At 32.3% G+C, this 455-nt stretch carries 1 protein-coding gene; it reads left to right on the plus strand.

Going from position 1 to position 455, the window contains the following annotated elements:
- Positions 1-24: 24 nt before the first annotated feature.
- Positions 25-455: hypothetical protein (locus KQI94_RS16315; RefSeq protein ID WP_253294860.1), on the plus strand; the 431-nt coding region annotated here is incomplete at its 3' end.

Below are 455 nucleotides of genomic sequence, written 5' to 3' on the forward strand. Positions count from 1 at the left end.
GAAGGATAAAGGAGAACGAATACTATGAGTTGCGGTGACAAACTAGAAATAGCTAAGAACGAAAGAATAAAAAATACAGAATCTTTTTTAAAAACTTTAGGAACGGTCGAAGATTTTAGTGAGGGCATTGCAGATAAATACAGAAACATAATTCTAAAATCTTATGAACTATATGAAAATAAGTACAACGATACCGTTGATGACAGTTTGTGTATAGAAATTTGGTCAAATGGAACTTACGTTGTTACAAACGAAGATTTGTCTTTTGACTGTGACAGCGAAGCAGACTTGCGAATGCTAGAAGAATTGTTTTTTAAAACACCATTTTATGTAGACGTTAGAGAATTAAATAAAATCGGACACAAAGCCACGTTATCTGTTAAAGCCAGAGCAAAAAACTTAAAAGAGCTTGAACAATTAATCGAAGAATACCGAGTTTGCAATAGTAACTATTT

Origin of the sequence: Enterococcus sp. S183_ASV_20 (assembly GCF_018919685.1) — a bacterium.
Lineage (GTDB): Bacteria > Bacillota > Bacilli > Lactobacillales > Enterococcaceae > Enterococcus > Enterococcus faecalis.